This window comes from Aeromonas sp. ASNIH4 (assembly GCF_002934425.1).
GTDB classification, from domain to species: Bacteria; Pseudomonadota; Gammaproteobacteria; order Enterobacterales; family Aeromonadaceae; genus Aeromonas; species Aeromonas hydrophila.
Genome location: NZ_CP026217.1, coordinates 2,813,054 through 2,829,000, shown reverse-complemented (window position 1 = coordinate 2,829,000; position 15,947 = coordinate 2,813,054). Strand labels below are relative to the sequence as shown.

The 15,947-nt window shown below is 62.0% G+C and carries 14 protein-coding genes; 6 read left to right on the top strand and 8 right to left on the bottom strand.

Features of this window, described 5'->3' with window-relative positions:
- Window positions 1–12 precede the first annotated feature (12 nt).
- On the bottom strand, window positions 13–861 hold the full coding sequence (locus C2U40_RS12950) for an MIP/aquaporin family protein (protein WP_029301314.1): 849 nt from the start codon (window positions 859–861) through the stop codon (window positions 13–15).
- A gap of 487 nt (window positions 862–1,348) precedes the next feature.
- Between C2U40_RS12950 and glpT the strand changes: the two genes are divergently transcribed.
- Window positions 1,349–2,704 (top strand): glycerol-3-phosphate transporter, encoded by a 1,356-nt coding sequence (glpT, locus tag C2U40_RS12945; RefSeq protein WP_029301313.1) that lies wholly within the window; start codon window positions 1,349–1,351, stop codon window positions 2,702–2,704.
- Between the two features lie 101 nt (window positions 2,705–2,805).
- The gene (locus C2U40_RS12940) at window positions 2,806–3,564 is read left to right on the top strand and encodes a DeoR/GlpR family transcriptional regulator (RefSeq protein ID WP_011705542.1); all 759 of its coding nucleotides are present in this window, start codon (window positions 2,806–2,808) and stop codon (window positions 3,562–3,564) included.
- 7 nt (window positions 3,565–3,571) lie between these two features.
- Here the strand turns inward: C2U40_RS12940 and C2U40_RS12935 are convergent, their stop codons facing one another.
- Window positions 3,572–3,781, bottom strand: a complete 210-nt coding sequence (locus C2U40_RS12935) for a hypothetical protein (protein ID WP_081304644.1) — start codon at window positions 3,779–3,781, stop codon at window positions 3,572–3,574.
- Between the two features lie 104 nt (window positions 3,782–3,885).
- Here C2U40_RS12935 and glpD point away from each other — a divergent pair, with 104 nt between their 5' ends.
- From glpD to tyrA, 4 genes are all read left to right on the top strand, one after another.
- Entirely contained in the window at window positions 3,886–5,373 is a 1,488-nt protein-coding gene (gene glpD / locus C2U40_RS12930) for a glycerol-3-phosphate dehydrogenase (RefSeq protein WP_103827710.1), read from the top strand.
- A gap of 102 nt (window positions 5,374–5,475) precedes the next feature.
- A complete protein-coding gene (gene glpQ, locus C2U40_RS12925) occupies window positions 5,476–6,555 on the top strand; it encodes a glycerophosphodiester phosphodiesterase (protein WP_103827711.1) in 1,080 nt (359 codons plus the stop codon).
- Between the two features lie 319 nt (window positions 6,556–6,874).
- Window positions 6,875–7,948 (top strand): 3-deoxy-7-phosphoheptulonate synthase, encoded by a 1,074-nt coding sequence (locus C2U40_RS12920; protein WP_011705545.1) that lies wholly within the window; start codon window positions 6,875–6,877, stop codon window positions 7,946–7,948.
- A 118-nt stretch (window positions 7,949–8,066) separates the two neighbouring features.
- Window positions 8,067–9,206, top strand: coding sequence for a bifunctional chorismate mutase/prephenate dehydrogenase (gene tyrA / locus C2U40_RS12915; RefSeq protein WP_103827712.1), 1,140 nt, complete (start codon window positions 8,067–8,069; stop codon window positions 9,204–9,206).
- A 72-nt stretch (window positions 9,207–9,278) separates the two neighbouring features.
- On the opposite strand, the gene hdfR is transcribed toward tyrA, so the two are convergent.
- The 6 genes from hdfR to C2U40_RS12885 form a co-directional block, all read right to left on the bottom strand.
- On the bottom strand, window positions 9,279–10,154 hold the full coding sequence (gene hdfR, locus C2U40_RS12910; RefSeq protein WP_005299567.1) for an HTH-type transcriptional regulator HdfR: 876 nt from the start codon (window positions 10,152–10,154) through the stop codon (window positions 9,279–9,281).
- Entirely contained in the window at window positions 10,154–10,516 is a 363-nt protein-coding gene (maoP, locus tag C2U40_RS12905) for a DUF413 domain-containing protein (protein ID WP_016350309.1), read from the bottom strand. Before maoP ends, hdfR begins: the two co-directional genes overlap by 1 nt.
- A 302-nt stretch (window positions 10,517–10,818) precedes the next feature.
- Window positions 10,819–11,301 (bottom strand): serine protease inhibitor ecotin, encoded by a 483-nt coding sequence (eco, locus tag C2U40_RS12900; RefSeq protein WP_005299572.1) that lies wholly within the window; start codon window positions 11,299–11,301, stop codon window positions 10,819–10,821.
- 219 nt (window positions 11,302–11,520) lie between these two features.
- On the bottom strand, window positions 11,521–12,078 hold the full coding sequence (locus tag C2U40_RS12895) for an Lcl C-terminal domain-containing protein (RefSeq protein WP_103827713.1): 558 nt from the start codon (window positions 12,076–12,078) through the stop codon (window positions 11,521–11,523).
- Complete coding sequence (locus tag C2U40_RS12890) at window positions 12,075–13,448, bottom strand: Lcl C-terminal domain-containing protein (RefSeq protein ID WP_024943715.1); 1,374 nt, start codon at window positions 13,446–13,448, stop codon at window positions 12,075–12,077. Before C2U40_RS12890 ends, C2U40_RS12895 begins: the two co-directional genes overlap by 4 nt.
- Window positions 13,449–13,508: 60 nt before the next feature.
- Window positions 13,509–15,923 carry a proprotein convertase P-domain-containing protein gene (locus C2U40_RS12885; RefSeq protein WP_103827714.1) on the bottom strand — a complete coding sequence of 805 codons (2,415 nt, stop codon included), beginning with the start codon at window positions 15,921–15,923 and terminating at the stop codon, window positions 13,509–13,511.
- Window positions 15,924–15,947 lie beyond the last annotated feature (24 nt).

Sequence of the window (15,947 nt, the reverse complement as noted above, 5' to 3'; positions counted from 1 at the left end):
GGAGGGCCGCTCTTAGGCGGCGGCCTCTTCTTTGGCGGTTTGGGCAGCTTGCTCGGTGGCGGCAACACGGTTGCCCGGCACACAGGGAGCCAACACTTTTACATAGAGGGCAGTACCGATCTGGGCACCGACGATGGGGCCGAGGATGGGAACCCAGAAGTAGGGGTTGTCACGACCACCGGTCATAGCCACGTCACCCCAGCCAGCCAGGAAGGCGAACAGTTTGGGGCCGAAATCACGGGCCGGGTTCATGGCAAAGCCGGTTAACGGGCCAAGGGAGGCGCCGATCACCGCGATCAGGATACCGATCAACAGAGCGGCGGCGAAGCCTTTGGGTGCACCGTTGTTGTTGTCACCCAGTGCCATGATGCCCAGCATCAGCACGGCGGTGATCACCATCTCGACCGCAAAGGCCTGCATGTTGGAAAGCAGGGCATTGGGGTAGGTAGAGAAGATGCCGGCGCTGCCGAGGCTCTCGACGCTGCCGCGCACCACGTTGTGGGTCACTTCCCACTGGGTGAAAAGGTTACCATAGAGGAAGTAGACCAGCGCCGCGAAGCAGAAGGCGCCGGCAACCTGGGCGATGATGTAGGGCACCACTTTGCGCTTGTCGAACCCGCAGAAGGTCATCAGCGCCAGGGTCACGGCCGGGTTGAGGTGGGCACCGGAGATACCGCCGGTGACATAGATGGCGATGGCGACGCCCAGACCCCAGGTAATGGAAATTTCCCATTGCCCGAAGTTGGCTCCCGCCAGCACCAGTGCAGCCACGCAGCCGACGCCGAAAAATATCAGCAGGCCGGTTCCGATAAACTCGGCAATGCATTCGCCAAGCAGGGTATTGGGTCTTTGTATGCTCATACCGTTATTCCTTATATCCACCCAGAGTAGGTTTGATGTTCCGTTTTGTTGTTTTTCATTCCCATTATTGCGTCCGAAAACGTTTCTTCTTGTTTTTTGAGCTGACGCAAACGTTATGCTCGTTTGCGCTCGTTCTCGGACGAGAGAGAAAATAAACCTAAATTGCCCATTCACCACTCCCTCCCCGCAGGAAATGTGGACAAGATCCCACTCATTGCTAAGAAAATGTGACGGAAAGCAAGTTGATACAGTGGTTATACCACTTAGTGGGTAGCTAAAAGCCTTGCTACACAAGGGATTGCGGCTGATGAGTGATTGCTCATTTGGCACTTTCTTTTGTAATAAAACTGCAATATTTCAGCCTCCATCACAGATTAAATGTTCACATATGAGCACAATAGGCTCGCTTTCGAATCAGGACTCATCTGATTGGTCAGCATGGACAGGGCACCCTCAACCGCCCACAACAACAATAAGGAAGCAGAACATGCTTAGTCTCTTCAGGCCTGCACCACACATAGACAGGCTCCCGGCCGACAAGGTCGACCCCTTCTACAAACGCATGCGTTGGCAGGTGTTTTTCGGGATCTTCTTCGGTTATGCCGGTTACTACCTGGTACGGAAAAACTTCAGTCTGGCGATGCCCTATCTGATCGAACAGGGCTTCTCCCGCGGTGATCTGGGTCTGGCGCTGTCTGGCGTCTCCATCGCCTACGGTCTCTCCAAGTTCCTGATGGGGAACGTGTCGGACCGCTCCAACGCCCGCTACTTCCTCTCCGCCGGTCTGCTGCTGTCGGCCGGCATCATGTTCATGATGGGGACCATGCACTGGGCCACCTCCAGCATCGCCATCATGTTCGTGCTGTTGTTCCTGAACGGCTGGGCACAGGGCATGGGCTGGCCGCCCTGCGGTCGCACCATGGTGCACTGGTGGTCACAGAAAGAGCGCGGCGAAGTGGTTGCTGTCTGGAACGTGGCCCACAACGTGGGTGGCGGCATGATAGGCCCGCTGTTCATTCTGGGGATGGGCTGGTTCAACGACTGGCGCAGTGCCTTCTATGTGCCGGCTGCCGCCGCCGCTGCCATCGCGGTGATCGCCTTCTTCGTGATGCGTGACACCCCGCAATCGGTGGGTCTGCCTCCCATCGAAGAGCACAAGAACGACTATCCGAAGGACTACAACGAAAGCCACGAGCAGGAGTTTTCCGCCAAGGAGATCTTCGTCAAGTACGTGCTGCACAACAAGCTGCTGTGGTACATCGCCATTGCCAACGCCTTCGTTTATCTCATTCGCTACGGTGTGCTGGACTGGGCGCCGACCTACCTGAAAGAGGCCAAGGACTTCAGCGTCGACAACTCCTCCTGGGCGTACTTCCTGTACGAGTGGGCGGGTATTCCGGGCACCCTGCTGTGCGGCTGGATCTCTGACAAGATGTTCCAGGGCCGCCGTGCGCCGGCCGGCATCCTGTTCATGGTGCTGGTGACCGTGGCCGTGCTGGTCTACTGGTTCAACCCGGCCGGCAACCCGACCGTCGACATGATGGCGCTGGTGGCCATCGGCTTCCTGATCTACGGCCCCGTCATGCTGATCGGCCTCTATGCCCTGGAGCTGGCGCCGAAGAAGGCCGCCGGTACTGCTGCAGGCTTCACCGGTCTGTTCGGTTATCTGGGTGGCGCGGTCGCGGCCAACGCCATGCTGGGCTACACCGTTGACCACTTCGGCTGGGATGGCGGCTTCATGGTGCTGACCGCTTCCTGCGTGCTCTCCATCATCCTGCTGGCGATGACCCTCAAGCACGAGAACCTGTCGATTGCCGCCAAAGCGGCTGCCCATAAGGCATAAAACGTGATCCTGCCCTTATCGATTGGAAAAGGGATCAGGTAAACTCCCCAAGGCCCCGCATCTGCCGGGGCCTTTTTTCGTCTCATCATCGGAGTTCAAGTGTGAAGCAAACCCAACGACATCTGGAGATCCTGGACGTCCTGACGCGGCAGGGCTTTGTCTCGACCGAGGATCTGGTGACCCACTTTGACGTCAGCCCCCAGACCATTCGCCGGGATCTCAACGATCTCGCCGAGCAGAACAAGATCCGGCGCCACCATGGCGGGGCCTCCCTGCATTCGAGCACCGTCAACACCGCCTACAGCGCCCGCAAGGTGATGCAGCTCAAGGAGAAAGAGCGTATCGCCCGTGAGGTGGCCGCCAATATTCCCGACGGCTCGTCGCTGTTCATCGACATCGGCACCACCACCGAAGCCATCGCCCGCGCCTTGCTCGATCACCGCGAGCTGCGCATCGTCACCAACAACCTCAACGTGGCCAGCATCCTCACCGCCAAGGATGACTTCACCGTCATCATCGCCGGCGGCGAAATTCGCAACCGGGACGGCGGCATCGTGGGCGAGGCGACCCGCGACTTCATCGGCCAGTTTCGCATGGACTACGGTGTCATCGGCATCTCGGGCATCGACAGCGACGGCTCATTGCTCGACTTCGACTACCACGAGGTGAAGATTGCCCAGGCCATCATCGCCCACTCCCGCCAGGTGTTCCTGGCCGCCGACCACACCAAGTTCGGTCGCAACGCCATGGTCAACCTCGGCAACCTCAGCCAGATCCACGCCCTGTTCACCGATCAGGAGCCGCCGGAGAAGCTGATGCGGCTGATGTCCCAGCACCAGATCGAGTGCCACATCTGCTGAGTCGCCGTTAACCCGTTCCAGCACCAGGCCGCCATCGGGCGGCCGCTTCGTTTTCAGCCTCTACGCACTTCTGCTTGCCTTCATTCCACCGCCAATGTCGTGCTGATGTCCCCAAAAGCGCGATCTCGCTCACAGCCTTGCCCCCGTTTTCCCCAGGCTGCGCCGCTTTATCACCGACCGGCAGCATTTTTAGCATTGCCAAAACAATCGCGATCACATTTTCTCCATAAAATGTTCGTTTATCATTTTTTCATGCTCTAATATGAGCGAAATCAAACATTGCGACGGTTTCGCAAGGTCAAAATAAGAAAGTAGGTGAACATGAGCGAACATTATGATCTGGTCGTCGTCGGCGGCGGCATCAACGGGGTAGGCATTGCGGCTGATGCAGCGGGGCGGGGTCTGAAGGTTGCCCTGTTCGAGGCGCGCGATCTCGCCTCTGCCACCTCTTCCAACTCCAGCAAGCTGATCCACGGCGGCCTGCGCTACCTCGAACACTACGAATTCCGGCTGGTGAAAGAGGCGCTGGCGGAGCGGGAGGTGCTGCTCGGCATGGCACCCCACATCGCCCGTCCCATGCGTTTCCGGCTGCCCCATCGCCCGCACCTGCGCCCGGCCTGGATGATCCGCGCCGGCCTGTTCCTCTATGACAACCTGGCCAAGCGCGACAAGCTCAAGGGCAGCTGCGGCGTGCGCTTCCTGCCGCAGGACGGCCTCACCGCCGGCATCAGCAAGGGGTTCGAGTATTCGGACGCCTGGGTCGACGACGCCCGCTTGGTGGTGCTCAATGCCATGATGGCGCGCGACAAGGGCGCCGACGTGCAGACCCGCACCCGCTGCGTCAAGGCGGTGCGCGGCTCCAAACACTGGACCCTGACCCTGGAGCGGGAAGGGGGCGAGCAGTTCAACGTCACCTGCCGCGGTCTGGTCAATGCGGCCGGCCCCTGGGTCAAGACCTTCTATGACGAGAGCCTGCACGAGAAATCCCCGCGCGGCATTCGCCTCATCAAGGGCAGCCACATGATAGTGCCGCGCATCCATGAGCGCGAAGAGGCCTATATCCTGCAAAACGAGGACAACCGCATCGTCTTCGTCATCCCTTATCAGCAGGACTACTCCCTCATCGGCACCACGGACGTGGAGCACAAGGGCAGCCCGCGCGAAGCCAAGATCAGCGATGCCGAGATCAACTACCTGTGCAAGGTGGTCAACGCCCACTTCACCCGTCAGATCGCCCCCAAAGACGTGATCTGGACCTATGCCGGGGTGCGCCCGCTGTGCGACGACGAGTCCGACTCGCCGCAGGCGGTGACCCGCGACTACACCCTCGAACTGTCCGGCGAATCCGACGGTGCGCCGCTGTTGTCAGTGTTTGGCGGCAAGCTCACCACCTATCGCAAGCTAGCCCAGGCCGCCTGCAACAAGCTCAAGCCCTGGTTCAGCCAGATGGGGGAGGACTGGACCGCCAACAGCCGGCTGCCCGGTGGCGAGTTCGACTGCTCGGTGCGCGAGCTGGCGCGCGCCTTTGCGCTGGAATTTGACTGGCTCGATGATCGCAGTGCCCTGCGCATTGCCGAGGCCTATGGCGCCCATGCCCGTCTCTGGCTGCATCAGGATCGTGGCCAGCACTTTGGGGCCGGACTATACGAATCTGAAGTGCGCTACCTTATCGAGCGGGAGTGGGCCTGCAGCCTGGAAGACATTCTGTGGCGCCGCAGCAAGCTGGGGCTGCGTCTGTCCGACGCCGAGCAGCAGCAACTGGCTGCCTGGCTCAGCGAACACCACCACGCCCTGCCCGAAGCCTGCTGATCACTCCCGGTGGGCGGCCCTGGCCGCCCGCCGTAAAAATGCAATAAACCTCTGTTATAACAATAACCTACATCCCATAAACAATAACAAAGAGCACCGCGCATGAAAAAACACACTCTCTCCCTGCTTGCCCTTGGTCTGGGGGCCGCCCTGGCATTGCCCGCACTGGCGGCCGATGAAGGCAAGATAGTGATCGCTCACCGGGGGGCTTCCGGCTACCTGCCCGAGCACACCCTGGAGTCCAAGGCATTGGCCTATGGCATGGGGGCCGACTATCTGGAGCAGGATCTGGTGATGACCAAGGATGACCAACTGGTGGTGATGCACGATCACTTCCTCGATGGCATCACCGATGTGGCCGAGCGCTTCCCCGGCCGGGCCCGCCCGGATGGTCGCTACTATGTGGTGGATTTCACCCTGGACGAGGTGCGCTCCCTGCGCATGACCGAGCCGTTCCAGCTGGTGGACGGCAAGCAGGTGCCGGTCTATCCGGCCCGCTTCCCGCTGTGGAAGTCGAGCTTCAAGATCCATACCTTCCAGGAAGAGATCGAGATGATCCAGGGGCTCAACAAGAGCACCGGCAAGAACATCGGTATCTACCCGGAGATAAAGGCCCCCTGGCTGTTCCGCCACGAGGGCAAGGACATCTCCAAGGCGGTACTCAAGGTGCTGAAGGAGTACGGCTACACCAGCAAGAACGACAAGGTCTATCTGCAGTGTTTCGATACCAACGAGCTCAAGCGCATCAACAGTGAACTGATGCCTGCCATGGACATGGACTTGAAGTTGGTGCAGCTGATGGCCGAGACCGACTGGAATGAGACCATGGTCTATGACGCCAAGGGCAAGGCGACCCCCTACAGCTATGACTGGATGTTCAAGCCGGGCGCCATGAAGGAGATTGCCGGCTATGCCGAGGGGATCGGCCCCTGGAAGCCGATGATAGTGCCGGAGCCGGGTACCTTGGGCAAACCGACCTTCACCGGCATGGTGAAAGAGGCCCACGCGGCTGGCCTCAAAGTGCATCCTTATACCTTCCGTCAGGATGAGGGCCAGATCCCGGCCTATGCGAAAGACTTCACCGATCTGCTCAACATCTTCCTCTATCAGGCCGATGTGGACGGGGTATTCAGCGACTTCCCCGACAAGGCGGTCGAGGTGATCAAGGCTCACGGCAAATAATAAAAGAAGAGCAACACGGGAATGCAAGCGGGGCCAGGTGCCCCGCTTTTTTATGTCGGTGGGCAAGGAAAGACAAAAGAGGTGTAATTATATGTTTACGATTTTGATGCGTGGAGCATGCGCGGATCGCTACTTTCAGGCCGAAAAGCTCTCTTTTGTGGTCATTTATCCATCTGTCAGCGAATAAATCCACTGATTTCACTTGATTGTTTGTTTTTAATTGGTAAGGTGAGGGCGGTTGCGTAACAAAGTGCTGACTTGTGTAAACAAAAATGAACGGTCGGCGCAATTGGCTTGAAACAGTAGAGAGAATGAGAACATGCAAAGAGATCCCCTGAACAACATCCATATCCAGTCCGAACAAGTGATGATCACGCCTGCCCAGCTCAAGGAGAAACTGCCCATCTCCGATCGCGCGCTGGCATTCGTGCAAGGGGCCCGCAATACCATCGCCGACATCATCCACCGTCGCGATCACCGCTTGCTGGTGATCTGTGGTCCCTGCTCGATCCACGACATGGACGCCGCCAAAGAGTACGCAACCAGACTCAAAGCGCTGCATGACGCCTATCAGGACTCTCTCTACATTGTCATGCGGGTCTACTTTGAGAAGCCGCGCACCACGGTCGGCTGGAAGGGCTTTATCAACGATCCGAACCTGGACGGCACCTTCGACGTGGAGCTGGGGCTGCACCGCGCCCGCGAGCTGCTCTGCTGGCTGGCCGAGCTGGAGTTGCCGCTGGCGACCGAGGCGCTCGACCCCATCAGCCCGCAATACCTGGCGGAGCTCTTCTCCTGGTCGGCCATCGGTGCCCGTACCACCGAATCCCAGACCCACAGGGAGATGGCCTCCGGCCTCTCCATGCCGGTCGGCTTCAAGAACGGCACCGACGGCAACCTAGGCACCGCCATCAATGCGCTGCAGGCGGCCTCCAGCCCCCACGCCTTCATGGGGATCAACCAGCAGGGCCAGGTCGCGTTGCTGCAGACCCAGGGCAACCCGGATGGTCATGTGATCCTGCGCGGCGGCAAGCACCCGAACTACGACTCGGTCAATGTGTCGCTGGCGGAAGAGGCGTTGGAGAAGGCGGGCCTGCTGCCCGGTTTGGTGGTGGATTGCAGCCATGGCAACTCCAGCAAGGATCACCGGCTGCAGCCCAAGGTGGCTGACAACGTGATCCACCAGATCCAGGAGGGCAACCGCTCCATCATCGGGGTGATGCTCGAATCCAACCTGTTCGAAGGCAATCAGTCCAGCGAGCAGCCCAAGTGCGAGATGCGCTACGGCGTCTCCATCACCGATGCCTGCATCGATTGGGAGACCACGGATGCGCTGCTGGCCCGCTGCCACAGCCAGCTGGCGGCACCACTTTTGGCCAGAACCAAGGCATAAGCCGTGGTATCTTGTCAGCACTGATTGAACAATCGAGGTGTCATCGGCCGAGGCGGTGGCACCTCGTTGCCTCTTGAATCACAGGGCGTCGCTGTGGGCGGCGCCGCAGGGACCGGATATGGCTGAAGAGTTGAATGCCCTCAGGGACAAAATCGATGCGGTGGACAAGCAGCTGATCGATCTGCTGGCTGCCCGTCTCGCCCTGGTAGGGGAAGTGGGGGAAGTGAAGAGCCGGCACGGCCTGCCCATCTATGCACCGGATCGGGAGGCGAGCATGCTGGCCCGCCGCCGCGCCGAGGCCGAGGCACTGGGGGTGCCGGGAGATCTTATCGAAGACGTGCTGCGCCGGGTGATGCGCGAATCCTATATTCTGGAATCCGCCAGCGACAAGGAGCACCACTTCAAGTGCATGAAGCCTGAGCTCGGCAAGGTGGTGATCATCGGTGGCGAGGGGCAGCTTGGCCGCCTGTTCGGCAACCTGTTCAGCCTCTCGGGCTACCGGGTCGAGACCCTGGGTCAGGCCGACTGGCCGCGCGCCGACGAGATCCTGCTCGGTGCCGGGCTGGTGATGGTGGCGGTGCCCATCGACGTCACCTGCGAGGTGATCGATCGGCTCGGCAATCTGCCTGAGAACTGTCTGCTGGTGGACGTGACCAGCGTCAAGAGTGAACCGCTTGCCCATATGCTGGCGGTACACCAGGGGCCGGTGCTGGGGCTGCACCCCATGTTTGGGCCGGATGTGGCGAGCCTCGCCAAGCAGGTGATCGTCTGCTGTCAGGGGCGCGAGCCCGCCGCCAGCCAGTGGCTGCTGGAGCAGATGACCATCTGGGGAGCGCGTTTGCAGCAGGTGGAGGCCAAGGCCCACGACGAGGCGATGACCTTTATCCAGGCGCTGCGCCACTTTGCCACCTTTGCTTACGGCTGGCACCTCTCCCGCGAGCAGGCCAACATCGACCGTCTGCTGGCGTTGAGCTCCCCCATCTACCGGTTGGAGCTGGCCATGGTGGGACGGCTGTTCGCCCAGGATCCCCACCTCTACGCCGACATCATACTGTCGTCGCCGCAGAATCTGGCGATGATCCGTCGCTACTACCAGAACTTTGGCGAGGCGCTGGGTCTGCTGGAGCGGGGGGACCGGGAGGGCTTCATCGAGGCCTTCAGCCAGGTCTCCGGCTTCTTCGGCGAGCGGGCGGACGAGTTCCTGCGCGAAAGCCGTACCCTGCTGGCCCAGGCCAACGATCGTCGCCATCACGGCTGACGATAACCAAAAGCAAAAGGGGCCTGTCGGCCCCTTTTGCTTTTGCACTCCCGCTTGTGCGCTGCACCGCCTCTATTCTGGCTGCGGCAAGCGCAGATCGGCGCCATCCCAGCCCAGCGGCAGGGTCAGCAGCTGATCGATCAGCTCCCGCCGATCGGATTTTTCCAGATAGGCGAGGTAGAGCGGACGGCTCAAGGCCTGGGCGCCTTCCACCAGGTGCAGGCGCCCCTGCTCGAGGAAGGGGCTCACCATGCGCCGCGGCAGGTAGGCGGCGCCACCGTTGGCCAGCACGAACTGCAGCGCCATGTTGGCGGAGCTCGAGTGCAGCACCGGGGTTTTTTGTAGGCTCTGCAGCCGGCTGGGCTGGGGTTCGAAACTGGTGCCCCAATCCAGATGAATGTGCGGCATCTGCATCAGGCTGTCGGCGTTGGCCGCGCCATCCCGGCTCACCAGCTCGAACACCAGCTCGCCGATGGGGTGCAGGGCAATCTCGTCGATCTTGGTCGGCTCGGAGAGCAGGGCGAGATCGAGGGAGCGCTCCAGCAACTGGCGGCACAGGTGTTCGCGGGAGGCGGTTTCGAGCCGCACCGCAAGACCGGGAGCCAGGGCATAGACATGGTTGAGCCAGTCGTTGAAGTCGAGCTCCCAGAACACCGCGGGGGCGCCGATGGCGAGCTGCTGGCTGAAACCGGGGGAGAGGGCCACATCCTGCTTGGCGCGGCCCAGGGTATGCAAGATGGCGTCTGCGTAGGGCAGCAGACGCTCACCGGAGGCGGTCAAGCGGATGTTGTTGCGATGACGGGCAAACAGACTGACCCCGAGTTGCTGTTCGAGCTGGCGGATCCGAAAGCTCACTGCCGACTGGGTCAGGTAGAGATTTTCAGCTGCCCGGCCGAAGTGCCGGGTCTTGCTGACCTCGATAAATGTCCGAAGCAGTTCGGTATCCATTAATCGATGGACTCGTCGCTGCCACCACCGCTGCCACCTTCAAAGCCGCCACCGCCGGTCTCCTCGTTGGCACCGCCGGCGACGGTGCACAGCCGGTGCACGCGCTTGGGACCGATCACTTTCAGATACTTGAACCACACCTTGGCGTGGGGGTTGCTGCCGGCGGCGCCGGATTTGACCTGTTCGATAAAGGCGCTTTCTACGTCATCGCGCGGGGCCAGGTTGCCCTGATAGAGCGCGAGCATGGCGGTGCCGTATTTTTCCAGACTGTCCGCTTCGGCCACAGTGAATTCGCCACTGCGACGCAGGCCACGGGGAAAATGTTTGAAGTCGTTGAAACGCTTGTCTGATTCGAAGCTCATAGTGCTCTTTTTCTGGTTAGTTTGACCTTTGCGGGCAAGTATCATCAGGCCGTCGCAGAGTGCAAAATCAATTTTTTCACTATATGGATAAATATCTTTAATCGAAAGCGGTTTAGCCATGATCCAGTGGGCCTGAGCCGGGGGGAAGGGCAAAAAAGTGAGAAAAAAAGCGGAGTTATGTCAGGTTCTGTAAAGGTTGGAGCCTCTGGTCAGACGACATTTGGCTAAAAATAAAGCGCCATTCGGCGCTCTATTTTGTTGTATTCATGAACCAAAGCGGGAGGTTTGGTCTCGATGGAGACTCACTCTATCATGGCTGGCTGAGCCAGGGTGTCGGCACGCCACAGACGGTAGCGCACTTCATACTCCTGCGGTACGTAGAGCACGAACGGCAGCTTGGAGTTGTAGTTCACGAAGAAGCCCTGACCGTAGATCTGGACGAAGGTCTCTTTCTTCTGGCCATCCGGGCAGGCCATCAGGGTGCTGATGGGATCGGACACCTTGCCGAGCATCAGGTAGTTGTAGCCCCAGCCTTTGACGCTGTGCTGTTCCAGGTTGCCGGCAAAGCGCGGCACATTGCAATCGACCATCATTTTCTTGCCGACCTGCAGCTCGACCATCATGTCGGCTTCGTTCTCGACTTCCGGCAGGCGGATCACCACACGTTCCTGGTTCACTTCGGCGGCCGGGAACATGCTGATATCAAATTTTTTCGGTTCGGCGGCGAAGGCATGGCCGCCCAGCAACAAGGCGCCCAGCAGGCTAAAACGCAATACGGTTTTCATCTGTACCTCATGGGGTTGGTTCAACGCCGCTAGACTAACCGCTCTGCCCGTTTCATGCCAGCGATCTGCTACGTAAAAACTGCGTAAAATGACGCAGATCCGGCACACAATGACGTGTTCTGGCTATTTTCTGACAGGACGGAAGGAAAGGCTAAGCGACAGGCCGGGTGGCCAGCCGGGATCCTGTGCTCATCGGGATCCCCTGGCCACCCGGCTTCATCAGCGCACCAGCAACACCTGCTTGGCCCAGGCGCCGGGCGCCCGCATGCCGACGGCGCCGCTGGTGATATCCAGATAGGCGACCCCCTTGCTGGCCGGCACCGGGGTCGAGGACCACAGGTAGACGTAACCGTCGTTCACCTCTTTTCCTTCACCGGCCATGGCGCGGGGGAAGATGGTTTCGTTGAGCGCTGGCTTGTAGCAGGCGGACTCCAGCACGCTGGCCAGCTCCTTGATGGTGGGCAGCCGCCAGCCGCCGTGGCCGCCGAAGTTGTAGAGGGCATGGCTCGGCTCGGTGCGGATCCGCTCGGCGGTCAGCAGGGCCTGCTGCCAGTAAAGCCGGGTCGGTTCGCCGCTGCAGCTCTGGTTGCGCCAGGTCTGGCCGAGTTGGCAGCGCATCCAGGTCAGGCCGGTGGCGCGATCCGTGACGGTGCCGTTGCCGCGATCGATGAAGCGGGCGGTGGGGCTGGTTCTGGGCATGTTGTCATCACAGATGGCGGTGGCCAGGGCGAGGGGGCTGCCAAGGGTCAGCAGCAGGGTCAACATCAAGCGGTTCATCGGGTTACCTCCGCCACCAGTCGCAGTTGCAGACCGTTGGCATCATCGCTGTTTTGAACTGTGGTGGCGTAGTCGGTGCCGGCATCATCGCCAAGGAAGATATGGGCAATGGCGCTGATGGGAGCGCTCTCCAGCCGGCGCGAGGGGGTCAGGGTCTGGCTCCAGTAGTAGCCGCTGAAATCCTTGCTGGTGGTGCCGACATCGGGGAAGTAGCGCACGTCCATGCTCACCGGCTGGTCGTCCTGGCGGGCGAGGGAGCCGTAGTGCTGCAGGCTCATCAGCTCGCGCGAGTGGGGCATGCGCCAGCTGGTAATGCCGCACAACTGCTGGGCGTTGAGCCACTGGCGGTACTGCTCCGTGGTGCAGATGGCTTCGCCATCCGGGCAGGCGTAGTCCAGTTCTTGCTGGGTGGGGTGATAGTCGCCAAGCTCCCAGGCGAAGGTACGGTGCAGATCGCGCGGGCTGGCGGGATCATCGAGCTTCTTCTCCCAGACCAGGCCGGTGTTGAGATCTTCCACGCACTCCCAGACGGGGGCGTCATCAGCCAGCGGCTGGCCCTTGCCATCCAGCTTGCGATAGTGCAGCGGCGCCTTGTTGAGGCTGGCCTCCTGCCCCGGGTGATCGGCGGGCTCCTGGGTGAGCAGGTAATCGACCCCGTCCGTGTAGGTGGTGACGCCACTGCCGGTGATCAGTGGATGGGAGTGCTGTTGCAGCAGCCGGGCGCTGACGTGCTCCTGCTGGCTGGCCAGCTCGCCGTGCAGGGCAAAGTGGCTGGCCAGCTCGGGCAGCAGGCTGCCGATGGCAGGCCACACCAGCATATGCAGGGTGGCGGTCGAGAAGCCCTCCTGCGCCTTCAGATCGGTCTCGACGACTGCCTGCAGCAGCTGGCCCAGCGCCAGGTTGAAGTCGCTCAGCCGGGAGAGGGCGGCCAGATCCTGGTCCGGTTGCAGCGGCGCCAGCGCACTCAGCAGCTGGTCGAGGGCTTGCCTCGGGGGCTGCCCCTCGGCGATGCGGTATTGCAGCAGGGTGCTGAGCGGGCTGGGGGTCAGATGCTGGCCGTCGAGCCGGGCGGCGGGGTGCAGCAGCACGGGGGCGGCCGGGTTGCTTGGCAAGAACAGCAAGGTACTGGTCAACAGCGCCGGGGCGCTGCCGCTCAACCGGTGAGTACCGGCCGCGCCGCTGACACTGGGCTCCCCCGCATCACAAGATGCATTCTGGTTGAGGTTGACGCAGAGGGTGCCGGCTTCGGGCAGGGTCACGGTCAGGCTGTAGTCGGGGGCCGCCAGCGGCGCCTCGTCCGAGCCGCCACCGCCACAGGCGGTGAGCAGGGGGGCCAGCAGGCAGGCCAGGCGGGAGTAATGTGGTGTCATCTCTTGTCCTTGGGCAAGGGGGCCTTGGCCCCCTCTTCTTATATATGGGATGGGGTGGATTCAGGTGCGCTGGCGCAGGCGGCGCCAGAGCGTCAGCGGCAGCAACCAGAGCAGGTTGGCTGACCCGCCGCCGCTGCCGTCGTCCACCTGGAAGTGGATGATGCCGTCATCAGGCGGAGTGACCGGCTTGCTGCACTGGGCGCCGGTGCGCTGGCTGATGCTCCAGCCGTTGATGCGGCCCCGATTGCCGGGCTTGCTGTCCACTATCTCCAGGGTCCAGCGGCCGGCCAGCGTCTCCCCTTCCAGCGCGCTGAAGGGCTGCAGGGGCAGCAGCTCGGTGGGGAACACCCCCTTGAGGCGCGGCAATGGGCTGTAGCCCTTGTTCCAGATCTGGATGCGGGTGCCGGAGGGGGAGTTGAGCCAGATCTCCAGCTCATCGAGCGCCGGGTGTTGCAGATCCAGGTTCAGCTGCAGCCGATCGCTCACCCTGGCCTCGCTGTTCTCTATCAGCAGGCTGGTTTCACTGAGGCCACGCACCTCGTCGCTCACGGCATCGCTCAAGGTCAGCGGCTGGCCGCTGGCACGGCTGACGATGGGGGCGCCGATGGGCAGGGTCAGAGACTGCTGCCACTGGCGCTCGGTCGGGCTGGTGCCGCTCATGGAGAGGCTCACCGGCAGCACCACCTCGTCGCCACAGGCGAGCGGGCTCTGGGCCAGCAGGCGCAGGGTGGTGGTCATGCTGGCACCCGCCGCGAGGGTCGCCGGTTGCCAGCTGTAAGGATCGGCCTGCAACCCGGTTGGCAGGGTGAGAGCCAGCTCATTGAGGGTGACCGGTGCCTTGCCCTGGTTGGTGAGGGTCAGCTGCACCGACTGGCGCTGCCCCAGCTCGATGACGCTGCCATCACTGAGGCCCACATTGACCGGAGCCTGCAACAGGCCGTGCTGGCGAAACGCCTGCTCCAGCAGCCTGGCATAGGGGCGCGCCGGGTAGAGCCGGGCGGCGGTATCCACCGTGATGCGGGCCAGTTGCGGCATGCGGATGGCCGGGCCGAGACCGAAGTGGGACTCGATGATCAGGCGATCAAACTCGTCCCGCGCCCCTTCGCCCTGCTCGGCGACCGCGGCCAGCAGCGCCTGGAACAGCGGGGTGCCCCACAGCTGATCGCCATTGCTGCCGTTGATGGTGCGGTGGGCCGGGTAGTTGTAATCCGGGTGGTAGCGGGCGCGCAGATCGTCCAGCTGACGCGGGGTTCGGTCGGTGAAGCGGGCATCCCAGTTGAACACCATGGCAGGTTCGAACTGGCGGCCGGCTTCGCTGCGCTGGCGGTGGCTGGCGGCCAGGTAGTCGCTGAAGCCCTCGCCGATGGCGCCCCAGTCCGCCTCGTCCCCGAGATCCGGCACTATGTGGTGCTGCACCGCGTGGCCGAACTCGTGCCAGATGACCATGGGATCCTCGGCATCGGGCACACCGCTGCGACCCAGCTCCAACCGGCGCTCGAACGGATCGTAGAGGGAGTTGTCCTGATAGCCGGCCTCGGTATCGATGTCGAGCGCCCCCGGGATGAGATCGACAAAGCCGAGGCGCTTGAGGTGGCGCTGGGCCAGATCCAGGTGGTAGTAGGCGTTGATGTCGGCAAAGCCGCGATCATCGCGGGTGAGGCGAAACGCCTGCGGGTTGTCGGCGCTGAAGGGGGCGGTGTCCGGCTCCATGGCATCCACCACCCGGGCGTGGGGGCCGCTCAGCAGATAGCGTCCACCCGCCAGGGTGACCGGCAGCGGCACCTTGTCCTGATAGGCGGCGTCCGCCAGTTGCAGGGCTTCGTGCCAGACCAGGCTGGCGTCGCGCAGTTGGGTACGGGGATCCGGGTCGAATACCCGAGCCTCCAGCTGGGTGTCGCCGGCGTCGGCGACGCGGCTGGCCTGAGTGGTGGCCGCATCCATCCAGCGACCGAGCTCGCGGCTGCCGTCACAGCTGGCGAAGAGCTGCACATAGCTGGCCTTGGCGTTGCCCGCCTGATGCTCGCGCACCCGCTGGCGCAGGGCCGGCACCAGGGTGTCACCGTCGCGCCAGTACCAGGCTTCGACCGGACCAAGGGTGTCGATGTCGCTGCCGCCATCGCGCAGCTGCTCCAGCAGGGGATCCAGAGTGCCGGCGGCGTCGCAGCCGGGTTCGCTGCTCTGCAGCGGCCGGCTGTTGTGATAGATGCGCCAGGGCTTGCCTGTTTGATCGACGCTGACGGCGGCCTGGATGGTGGCCACCGGCAGGCCGTTGACCAGCTGGCGGAAGCTGTAGTGATGGCCGAGCAGACTGGCCCGCTCGTAGTCGGGGGCCAGGCTCACACCAAGGCGCTGTTCGAGCCAGAGCTTCGGCGTGGTGGTCAGCGGTTGTTCATCGACAAACTGCAGCTCGGCCGCCAGCATCGGCTGGGAGAGCAGGGTTGCCGCCAGCCAGAGGGCCAGGGAAGAGGGTTTCATGGTTTACTCCAACACAAAAATGAG

What these genes read in the sequence shown, in the direction of transcription:
- glpT (WP_029301313.1), top strand. Translation starts at nt 1,349, where the DNA reads ATGCTTAGTCTCTTCAGGCCTGCACCACACATAGACAGGCTCCCGGCC.
- C2U40_RS12895 (WP_103827713.1), bottom strand. Translation starts at nt 12,078, where the DNA reads ATGAACCGCTTGATGTTGACCCTGCTGCTGACCCTTGGCAGCCCCCTC.
- glpQ (WP_103827711.1), top strand. Translation starts at nt 5,476, where the DNA reads ATGAAAAAACACACTCTCTCCCTGCTTGCCCTTGGTCTGGGGGCCGCC.
- C2U40_RS12950 (WP_029301314.1), bottom strand. Translation starts at nt 861, where the DNA reads ATGAGCATACAAAGACCCAATACCCTGCTTGGCGAATGCATTGCCGAG.
- hdfR (WP_005299567.1), bottom strand. Translation starts at nt 10,154, where the DNA reads ATGGATACCGAACTGCTTCGGACATTTATCGAGGTCAGCAAGACCCGG.
- tyrA (WP_103827712.1), top strand. Translation starts at nt 8,067, where the DNA reads ATGGCTGAAGAGTTGAATGCCCTCAGGGACAAAATCGATGCGGTGGAC.
- maoP (WP_016350309.1), bottom strand. Translation starts at nt 10,516, where the DNA reads ATGAGCTTCGAATCAGACAAGCGTTTCAACGACTTCAAACATTTTCCC.
- C2U40_RS12885 (WP_103827714.1), bottom strand. Translation starts at nt 15,923, where the DNA reads ATGAAACCCTCTTCCCTGGCCCTCTGGCTGGCGGCAACCCTGCTCTCC.
- C2U40_RS12890 (WP_024943715.1), bottom strand. Translation starts at nt 13,448, where the DNA reads ATGACACCACATTACTCCCGCCTGGCCTGCCTGCTGGCCCCCCTGCTC.
- eco (WP_005299572.1), bottom strand. Translation starts at nt 11,301, where the DNA reads ATGAAAACCGTATTGCGTTTTAGCCTGCTGGGCGCCTTGTTGCTGGGC.
- C2U40_RS12920 (WP_011705545.1), top strand. Translation starts at nt 6,875, where the DNA reads ATGCAAAGAGATCCCCTGAACAACATCCATATCCAGTCCGAACAAGTG.
- glpD (WP_103827710.1), top strand. Translation starts at nt 3,886, where the DNA reads ATGAGCGAACATTATGATCTGGTCGTCGTCGGCGGCGGCATCAACGGG.